General features: G+C 48.4%; 8 protein-coding genes. 6 read left to right on the forward strand and 2 right to left on the reverse strand.

Annotated features, from left to right (window positions below):
* From OXN25_13030 to OXN25_13055, 6 genes are all read left to right on the forward strand, one after another.
* A partial coding sequence (locus OXN25_13030; protein MDE0425782.1) for a carbohydrate binding domain-containing protein occupies nt 1-403 on the forward strand: 403 nt, incomplete at its 5' end.
* 264 nt (nt 404-667) lie between these two features.
* The gene (locus OXN25_13035) at nt 668-1,450 is read left to right on the forward strand and encodes a LamG domain-containing protein (GenBank protein ID MDE0425783.1); all 783 of its coding nucleotides are present in this window, start codon (nt 668-670) and stop codon (nt 1,448-1,450) included.
* A gap of 63 nt (nt 1,451-1,513) precedes the next feature.
* Entirely contained in the window at nt 1,514-2,053 is a 540-nt protein-coding gene (locus tag OXN25_13040; protein ID MDE0425784.1) for a pyridoxamine 5'-phosphate oxidase family protein, read from the forward strand.
* 112 nt (nt 2,054-2,165) lie between these two features.
* Nucleotides 2,166-4,772 carry a T9SS type A sorting domain-containing protein gene (locus tag OXN25_13045; GenBank protein ID MDE0425785.1) on the forward strand — a complete coding sequence of 869 codons (2,607 nt, stop codon included), beginning with the start codon at nt 2,166-2,168 and terminating at the stop codon, nt 4,770-4,772.
* An 87-nt stretch (nt 4,773-4,859) separates the two neighbouring features.
* Nucleotides 4,860-5,684, forward strand: a complete 825-nt coding sequence (locus OXN25_13050) for a hypothetical protein (protein MDE0425786.1) — start codon at nt 4,860-4,862, stop codon at nt 5,682-5,684.
* A gap of 11 nt (nt 5,685-5,695) precedes the next feature.
* Nucleotides 5,696-7,213: an FAD/NAD(P)-binding protein gene (locus OXN25_13055; GenBank protein ID MDE0425787.1), complete on the forward strand. Its 1,518-nt coding sequence runs from the start codon at nt 5,696-5,698 to the stop codon at nt 7,211-7,213.
* Between the two features lie 3 nt (nt 7,214-7,216).
* Here the strand turns inward: OXN25_13055 and OXN25_13060 are convergent, their stop codons facing one another.
* Both OXN25_13060 and OXN25_13065 read right to left on the reverse strand, forming a co-directional pair.
* A complete protein-coding gene (locus tag OXN25_13060; GenBank protein ID MDE0425788.1) occupies nt 7,217-8,983 on the reverse strand; it encodes a hypothetical protein in 1,767 nt (588 codons plus the stop codon).
* A gap of 23 nt (nt 8,984-9,006) precedes the next feature.
* Entirely contained in the window at nt 9,007-9,699 is a 693-nt protein-coding gene (locus OXN25_13065) for a hypothetical protein (GenBank protein MDE0425789.1), read from the reverse strand.
* Between the last annotated feature and the right edge of the window lie 95 nt (nt 9,700-9,794).

The raw sequence follows: 9,794 nt of genomic DNA on the forward strand, positions 1-9,794 counted from the left end.
TGGCGGAAACACGCAAAGACCGCATGAGTATCTTGACAAAATATTTACACACCCGTTGGAAAAAGGCACCACCTATACCTACAATTTGTGGGCAAAAAGCGAAAAGCCGAGGACTGTCGTAATGCGCATTCTTCATCAGGGAGCTCCGTGGAATGAATATGCGAGGCAGACAATCAATCTGTCTGAAGCATGGAAAGAATTCTTCATCACGTTCAAAATGACAGTAGATGATGTGAATTCGCGCGCTGGCATAATCATGGGCGGACAAAAAGTCGATGTCTGGCTCGATCATATCCGTCTCTACGAAGGCGAGTTCGTCAGCGATATTGAGGACGGACAACCACAAGCTGTTGACCCTTCAGATAAACTCACAACCACATGGGCAGCCCTCAGAAGCCCGTAGGACGGCTCAAAATCCCAGCCATTTCTCTAACCTCACTGGTCTTTCCCGCCTCCACGGAACCTTTTCTCTATGCGAACCATTTCAATACACCAAACACCTGCTGACTGCTGATTGCTGACCGCTGACAGCCCTATACCATTTCCCTTGCATATACACCCAAAACGATATATAATATACATCAGTGTCGGATGGAAGCAGCGAGCATTACGCTCTTAACGGAAGAATGCATTACACATCATGGGTTGTACACCCAGGAGGTGGACTATGAAATTCGATCTATTCCTTACACTCGCCTGCGCCGTTATCATCATCTTCGCGTCGGCGTACACGCACACAGCACACGCCCAATCCATTGAAGACGGGTTGGGAGGGCATTGGACTTTTGATGAGGCTGATACGAACGCTGACGTAGCCAAAGATGCCCTCGGTGAAAACGATGGGGAGATTAAAGGGGCTCCCAAAATCGTAGAAGGCATTGTTGGGGAGGCACTCAGTTTCAACGGCAAAGAAGATTATGTCGTTATGGGTCCCGCCACTACCGGGCAGAATCTTACCTACGCAATGTGGATTAAACCTGTAGCCCTACCCGATGGTCCAAAGGTCATCATCTGGGACGATGATCCACAAGGCGGGGGCGACTCATGGTTGGAACTCTTGGCGGATGGCACGATACAAACCCAGAGAAATGGCGATGGGTTCGGGGTCTTCAAAACGGATACCCCTGTCGAACCCGGAGAATGGACGCATGTCACCTTTGTCGCCGATGGTGATAGCGATAAAAAGTACCTCTACCTCAATGGTGAACTTGATGCCGAGGCGGATGGAAAGATAAACAGTCGCGACACACGCAGCCACGTCGTCGTCGCAGTCGGACATGACCGCAACGCCTTTATCAAACCCTTATATTTTGAAGGCGAAATCGACGATGTTGCCGTTTACCACCGCGTCTTGGATAAAGCGGAAGTTAAAGAGAATTACCAAATCGCCTTTGATGTTGAACCCGCAGGAAAACTCGCTGCTACATGGGGAGCTATCAAAGCGCGCTAAATCGTTCGTATAGGCGACCGAATCATATCCGGTCGCCTTTCCCTAACGGAGAAGTCTAACACTATGGCAAAGTTATACACTGAAATCCCTCAAAAATTGCAGCAATTCATTGAAAACCAAAAAATCTTTTTCGTCGCAACCGCAACAGCCGACAGCAGAATCAACCTATCTCCAAAGGGGATGGACTCCTTACGCGTCGTTGGTCCGAACCGCGTGATCTGGTTAAACGTAACTGGCAGCGGCAACGAAACCGCCGCACACGTTCAAGAAAACCCCAGAATGACAATTATGTTCACCGCATTTGAGGATGACCCCTTAATCCTGCGAATCTACGGCACAGCGAAGACGATCCACAAAAATGATACCGAATGGCAACAACTCTCTCTGCTACTTCCGTCACTGCCCGGCGCACGGCAAATCTTTGACCTCAACGTTGATCTCGTGCAGACCTCTTGCGGTTTTGCTGTTCCGCTTTATGACTATGTCGGTGAAAGAGAGTATCTAAACACGTGGGCAGAAAAGAAAGGCGAAGAAGGCGTAGAGACATATTGGAAAGAGACTAACCACGTCAGCCTTGATGGAAAACCTACCCACTTCGCTTGAGCGATTGCCAAGGGTAATAACGATCTTTGGGGTTCTCGGTTGTTGGTACGGGGAACCCTCTTAACTTATAACTTATAACCAACAACCATAAAAACCAACACCTATTACAAAAATGAAATTAGCACGTATCGTTATCATCGCACTCTTTATAACATCCCTATCTGTTGCACACGCCCTGCCACCGGATCCTGAACTTCAAAGCGCAATCCAGACCGCACGGAAATTCAAAAATCTCAAGCCGAGATACACCGCAGATGAAATAACAGAATGCGCAACCGATAGTTTTGTCACCCTCGCGAAAAACTGGCGCAACTTACCCTCAATATATCAACAGGAACTCAAACCCATTTTCCTGCGTCCCGGACTCCCTGGTAGTTTCTTCGGTGAAATCCAACTCTCAGAGCACTTCAACACACCACACTTCAGATTCCACTACACGCGCACCGGACCACATGCCCCACCCCTTGAGGATTTCCATCCACGCAACGGGGTCCCCGATTATGTAGATCGTTGTGCTGATGCGATGGAACGCGCCTATCATGTCCAAATTGATCTGATGGGATTCAAAATCCCATACATCGACTTTTGGGCAGCACAGAACGGCGGCAATCATAAATATGATGTCTATATCTTTACCTTCCCTGCCCTCGGTATCACGACTGCTGACTGGTTTGAAGGACGTGTCCTATCCACTGCATTGACAGTTGCCCCGTATTTCATGATTAATTCCCGTATCTACGATTACGTCGGAAAAATGGAAGGACTTCGTTATTTGGAGACAACCTGCACCCACGAATTCCTGCACGGTGTCCAGTTCGGATACAACGCCTATATGCCGACGTGGTTTATGGAAGCTTCTGCAACCTGGATAGAAGTCATAACCTATGATGGTGGGGAAATTGATGATGGCGATACCCTCCCCGATCCAGATGAACCCAACGAGACCAACGCCTATAACTACTATATCCATCAGCTCCGTCGTTGGTTTCTAATACCAGATATCTCACTTGAAAGCCGCATCGGCGACCACGAATACGGATCCGTTATCTGGACGCTCTATATGACTGAACGGTTCGGCTACGATATCGTCCGTCAGTTTTATGGAAACACCACCGACGGAAGTTATCGGGAAATGGGGAATTTCTACGATGTCTTTATTGATAACGGCACAACCCTCGCTGAGGCGTTCAAGACCTTTACCGTATGGAACTATTTTACGCATACCCGCGCCAATACAACCACCGAGATAAAGGGCTACAAAAACGCCCACCGTTTTCCGCCGGTCGCCATTCATCCAAACGATGTTCACACCAACTATCCAGTCCGCGCAGATTTTGATTCGGAGGCGATGCCTGAGCATTTTTCGGCGCGGTACATCGTTTTCCGTCCATCAGGAACTACGCCCGAATTCGCAATCAAAATTGACGGCGCAGATCTCGCCCCAGTAGACCTCCGTCGCCTACCCCTTGAAGATCAGGATGACATTCGGAGCGAGCTCCAACGACACAACGGTACAGGTTTGCGCGGATGGGCTGCCAAATTCATTGTGAAGAAACGCAATGGCACGACTGAAATCAGAGAGGCGTTCACCTATCAACGTTCTCAGGAAGCGCAGATGACATTCGAGGATTTCGGCGGCGACATTCAGGAGATTACCCTCGTTCTCATTAATATGCATCCCGATGTCGAGCGCGTCATAATTCCGGGTGGAAGTTTCGGCGGTTCTGTCAGCTATATCGCAGGCGCACCCCCGGCGGGAAGGCTGTCAAACGCCCAAGTCTCTCAAGGTTCTAACGGACCCCTTCTGACGTGGCACATCGATGATCCAACCGGCATTCGGGAAGTCGCAATCGTCCGAAAACGCTATATGTCACAGAGTGAGACAGATGTTCCCCAACCCTTTCAAAGCCCGGATGAAGTCCTCGGTGCCGCTGACCGCAACAATAACGGCATCCCTGACGACGATATAACCGTTGTCGGACGCGTAGATGTCACACAAACACGGTTTGAGGACACAACTGTCTTTGAGAGTATTGATGTCACCAGTGAATTCTTTGATCCGAGTAGCCTACACTACTACTACGCCGTTGTGCCTGTTGACGCTATGGGACTTATGGGTACACCAAGCATCGTGTCAGACAGTATCGTTCCAAGCGTGGATGCGGCAAGCAGTGCCCCCGCCTTCTTTATCCATACACAACCACACGGCACGGGGGAGTGGCATGTTGAAGTGCAAAGTACACGTCCTTTACAGAGCGCACCTTCCCTGACGGTGGAGGGTCCTGACAGAAATGGATATACCGTCTTTTTGACGCAAGCCACCGAAACAAAGTGGCTTGGAACGCTCCAGACCCATGGATTCCCACCGACAGGTATCTATCTCTATAAAATTCGTGGACAGACACCTGCTGGTGTAACCGGCACCCGAATCTGGCAAGGACAGACCTTCAGTTACATCGCCAGTCACACGAATCAAAATGTCGCCGTCGCACCAAATCCGCTTCACGCCGGGCAGGGTCAGCATCTGAGTTTCTATCCGAAGGGCTTAACCGTTGAAATTTACGATGCTTTGGGAAATTTAATTAAAGTGCTAAACAACGCTTCGCAGTGGGATTGCACAAACGCACGCGGCGAAATGGTCTGCACCGGACTCTACTTCTTCCGAGCGACCGATGGAAACGGCTACCAAAGCACCGGCAAATTCTGTATAGTGAAATAGTTGTCAGCGAAACCTCTTTTGTAGCGCAAACTGTTAGTTTGCGGACACACATATTTTCGCACCTTACTATAAAACCAAAAGTCAGTTATGATAAAAACATTATATCCTCATTTCATTATTTTTATTCTACTGTTTCTCGCGAGTTGTGGCGATGAAGGACTCGTTGACCCGCACGGCGAAACCACGCTCCCCGCACCCGATACCGGGGACTTCCGAGCCATTGACTTCCCAACGGCTACAGGTTCCGCATGGACCTATCTCAACGTTGACACTAATCAGGAATTCACGCTCCGCGTCGAAGGCACGCGCGATATCAGTGGAACAACGCATCGGCAGATGACCGTCAGCGCAATTACAACTGACGATCCAAACGAATTGACCCTTGACACTGTTGATCACTTAGCAGCCAATGCGTATTACTTTCGGTTGGACACCGACTTTTACGACGTATTTCCGTTTCCGGTATTAGCAACTTACTTTTTCAAGACCTCAGATGCACTCATAGAATCTGCTTTTGATATCTACCTTCCCGTTGAGAATCCCGTGTTTCACGCCAAACACTTTCCACCGCGTCGGCTCTGGGATTTTCCACTGGAAGTTGGGAAGCAGTGGACTGTTTTTGAGAAAACCGCCGGGACACACGTCAGTGTCACACGTTATGTAGTAGAGAAAAATGTACCGATTACCGTTCCCGCTGGCAGTTACACGACTTATATCGTTCAAGAAGAGGTAACTTACGCAGATAGCGAAGATCCATCGATTTTCTTGATTAGTCCACCCGCAATCTATTGGGTCGCACCATCGGTTGGGATCGTCCAATACCGGTACAACCGTTATCGCGCCACCGATGCATTCTCCGCACAAACCTTCGCACTCAAAAACGTGCATATACCAGAGCCAATTACGGATTAGGTCCCTATCTAATGAACAGTCTTCAGCCATTAGCGATCAGCCATCAGCGGTCAGCATTGTCCCGCAAGTCCGCCCGCAACTTGCAGAGCCGTCAGCAGAGCGTTGTGGCAGTTGCGGACGTTAGTGTCAGTGATAAAGATCTCTTTGCTGATAGCCGACAGCCGACAGCCGACAGCCACTTATCCCATCGCAATATCCCCATTACCATCATCGGCGGCGGCATACACGGCATATCCATCGCCATTCGGCTCCTCCGCGAAGTGCCTACGGCAGCGAGACATCTCGCCATCGTCGATCGACACCCGCAACCCCTCACCCAATGGCGGCGTAAAACAGAACGCCAAGGCATGACCTTTCTCCGTTCTCCGGCTGTCCATCATATCACCCCTGATGCACTCGGTATCGTTGAATACGCCGAACACCACAACCGAATATCTGAGTTAGCACCCCCCTATTCCCAACCCTCCACACAACTTTTTTGGGAATTCTGTGGGGATATGCTTACTGAACTTGCGCAACATCGAATCTATCATCAGTTTGAAGTTGCAAAATTACGGTGGGACAAAGGTGCAGGCAAATTTCCATTCCGCCTCATCTCAAAGGACGGCGATGGATTTCGGAGCCGTTGCGTTATTCTGGCAATTGGTGCTGACGATTGCGCCTATGTGCCACCAGAGTTCGTCCAATGGCAGTGCCAATATCCCGGCAGAATACTGCACGCCTCCGAATTTGATGTAGACTCCGCAAATACATTCTCACACCCCTCGGTAGGTGCGGTTTCTAACCGCACCGATGCGAAGTGTGAAATTAATTCTAAAATCTACTATAATGTAGATTGTCAGGATGGACGAGACAATGAAGAATCTTTTGTTATCGTCGGGGGTGGGCTAACAGCAGGGACGCTTGCAAAAAGTCTCAGTGAACGCGGGCATAGCGTAGCACTCATTGCTCGGAAGCAGCTAAGGACAGAACAATTCGATTTTCCGCCGATGTGGTTAGGTCCCAAAGCACTCACTGAGTTCGCGGATGAGACGGATTTTCAGCGGCGTTACGAAATAATTCAGCAAAGCAGAGGGGAAGGAAGCATTACGCCCGACATTATGGAGGCACTGATGGATGCCACAAACATTAAGATTTATCCTGAGACCCATATCCAGAATATCGTTTCGGTGGACGGAAAGAATCCACCAGAGCGACTAAAGGTTGAAACAAATCGCGGAGACCTGCTGACGGTCTCACGTGTTATCCTGGCAACCGGGTATCAATTCAATCTCTGCCGCTACGGGTTTTTGAGAGAATTAATCGCGCAGCATCAAGTCCCACTTGTCCGTGGATTGCCACGCCTTGATACTGATTTACAACTCTATCCTGTTGAAAATCTATTCGGTTCCGGTACTATTGCACAACTTCAAATAGGTCCCGCTGCCAACAACATCGCCGGAGCAAATCTCGCTTACGAACGTCTCCGCGAAAAATTACTTGAAATAGCGAATAGCATTGTCCCGCAAGTCCACACGCGACTTGCGTAGCAATCAGCAGTCAGTACTCAAATCCATAGCCGCTAATTTTTTCCACCGCGGGAGAAACGCCTCTGTTAAAAAACTGTCAAGCTGCCAAATGTTCTCCTGTGGATTTTTTTCAAAGAAGGTACCCATCGCTAATACCAGAATATCTTTGAAACCGTATGGTGTTTTAACCTGTGAAAGGTCTTCATAGGTCTGAATAAGTGCAGTGTGAATTCGGAGAAAGTTCAGTGCTGCGAAACTAAACGCATTCAGTTTCAAGTAACCGTCTTCGGTCTTTTCCCAAGTCCATTCGGGTTGATAAAAGGCGTGGAGCTGCGCCTTACAGAGTTCAACCGCGGTGCCAAGGATTTCGGACAGTTCCTTGTGTTTTGCTGCATCCTCTGAAATATTAAGCTTCTCACAAATTTCCTTATGTAATTGCTGTTGCGTCGATTCAGAAGCAACCCAGTTTTGGAAGACTTCGGCGGCATGAACAAAGCAGGTACGCAGGTCTGCGAGTGTTAAATCGAGTTTGCTCGGAAACGCTTTGAGTAAGGAAGAACTCGGCAGCAGATGTGCTTGTGCAGCATGTAACGCTAAGAACTTGTATTCCACCACATCCGCCAACATCTCCGCGAGAATGGGCGTAAAGGCAATGATTGCGCGTTCGTACAACTCCGCATCTATGAATTGTTGGAGTTTGACTGAGTCAAGTTCTATTGTCCCTGCCTCAGTTTTGACGAATGTGTCAGCGAGCGAAGTCTGCTCTCCTAAGACCGAAGCCGTCTCCATTAAAGATAACGGGCGTTTAAAAAAGGTCAATTCAGTATAAGGTTCCTCAAAATCGAGGAGACTCTCCTGCCACTGGTGCCCCCAAGTATCGTGGATTAAATATTTGTCAAGCTCCCCTAAAGGAAGGATACCGACCATACGCGTCAATGTTGAGGTGATTAATTCCAAGGACAACCCAGCGTCGGCAGCGATTTTCCGGCGGAAGGTTAAGTCCAAATCCGCCGCATCAAAGGTACCGAACACCGGGAAATGGGCGAAGGGTTCGACTTCCCAAATTTTTCGTAGAAATTTTTCGTAATCGGCTTTCGGACGTTGTGCCGCGTTGTTTCCCCCGCGCAATTCATCCGTAGAAGGCAGACAAAAATAGAGGGCGGAAGCAGTTTTCACCAACTTCACTTCACCTGCTTTAAATGGCGCATCCGGGTGTAAAGACCGAAAAAGTTGTAGGATATCCGCATCCAGCTTCGGGTTATCCGACACCAGATTGAAGCGAGTCTCTAAACTTTTCATAATTCGATGCCGATGGCGAAGCGGACTCGTCCGTATCGTCAGACGTTCGGTGAGCCAGTTCACCATTTCCGAATTCAGATTGAAAGCACGCTGAAGTTCGGATTTTAGCCGTTCTTGTTTTTCAGAATTTACTGGCGCGTCCGGCCTAAAAAGCCTGAAAATTTTAGAACCCGCGGTATCTAAATTTTCGATTTCTGGATGATGAACAAGTGCCGGATAGTGTTCAAGGGATAACCAAACGGCTTCAACAAAGGCAGTGTCTAAAGTCTCATCATCGCTATGTGTTGAGGTATCTCCCAAAAGCGGACGTGTTTCCGCCATTAATTCATTATGACGTCTGTAGAATGTTTTAAGTGTTTCGTTTGAATCGGTTTTCTGCGCTTTTTTCGCTTTGTTGATTTGTTGCGTCAACGCTTCAAATTTCTTTAAACGTTCTAAAATAGATTCCCAGCAGCGCGGGATGTTGTCGTAGTGCCATTTGTAAAGTGCCATAACTTTTGTCCTCTGATTTTTTCCTACTCTTCATCTGTTGTTTGTTGAGGGGTATCGTAATCAAGTGGTGTTAATTCGCGTATCTTCGCATCAACCTGTTTTGCAAAGGCGAGACTCTCGTCGAGTTCAGTGCGTAGACGCGTGAGTGCTGTCTCATCGCTATCAGGATTGAGGGTTAGCACGCGAGCATAGAGGTGGGAAAGTTGAATAATCGTCTGATGAACGTCTTCAATTTGTTGCTCACGGTGCTGTTGAAGGACACTTTTAACAGTTGCCAATTGCGTATCTCTTGATTTTTGATACATTTTAAGTGTGTCTTTCAAGCATTCAACCGCCTGTGTGAAGAGTTGAGAAACTTTGTCAGTAATGTCAGCCCGGACACTCATCGGGAGTGTTCCGAGCCACCCATCGTCGCCTGCTTCTTCCTGAAAAGACTTGTGTAAGGCGCGGAGTTCTTCAAGCATCGTTTCTGTTCGGGCATCTCCATCAGCCGCAAGTGCTTCATGCAAGCTGTTCAGTTCGTCTTCCTGCTCTTGCTGGACTTCCTGGAGCATCTCACTGTGAACCTGTCTGGCGATGTCTTCTGTACCCGTTGCCCATTTGCTAATCAACGTCCCGATGGGCACCAAAATACTGAGAATCGCACTCCCGAATAAATAAAGAATTTTCGGTTCTAAGTTGAGTACCCAAGAGGCAAAAGCGAGTGATACGCCCACGGCAAACGGGAAGATTACGTAAGAATTGCCAAGAAGATGAAGTAGGTAGTGTTTACATTGTGTAAGTTATTGACATTTTTGTTAGGTTTTGGTAG

The sequence above is a fragment of the Candidatus Poribacteria bacterium genome (genome assembly GCA_028820845.1).
In the GTDB taxonomy this organism is placed as follows: Bacteria; Poribacteria; WGA-4E; order WGA-4E; family WGA-3G; genus WGA-3G.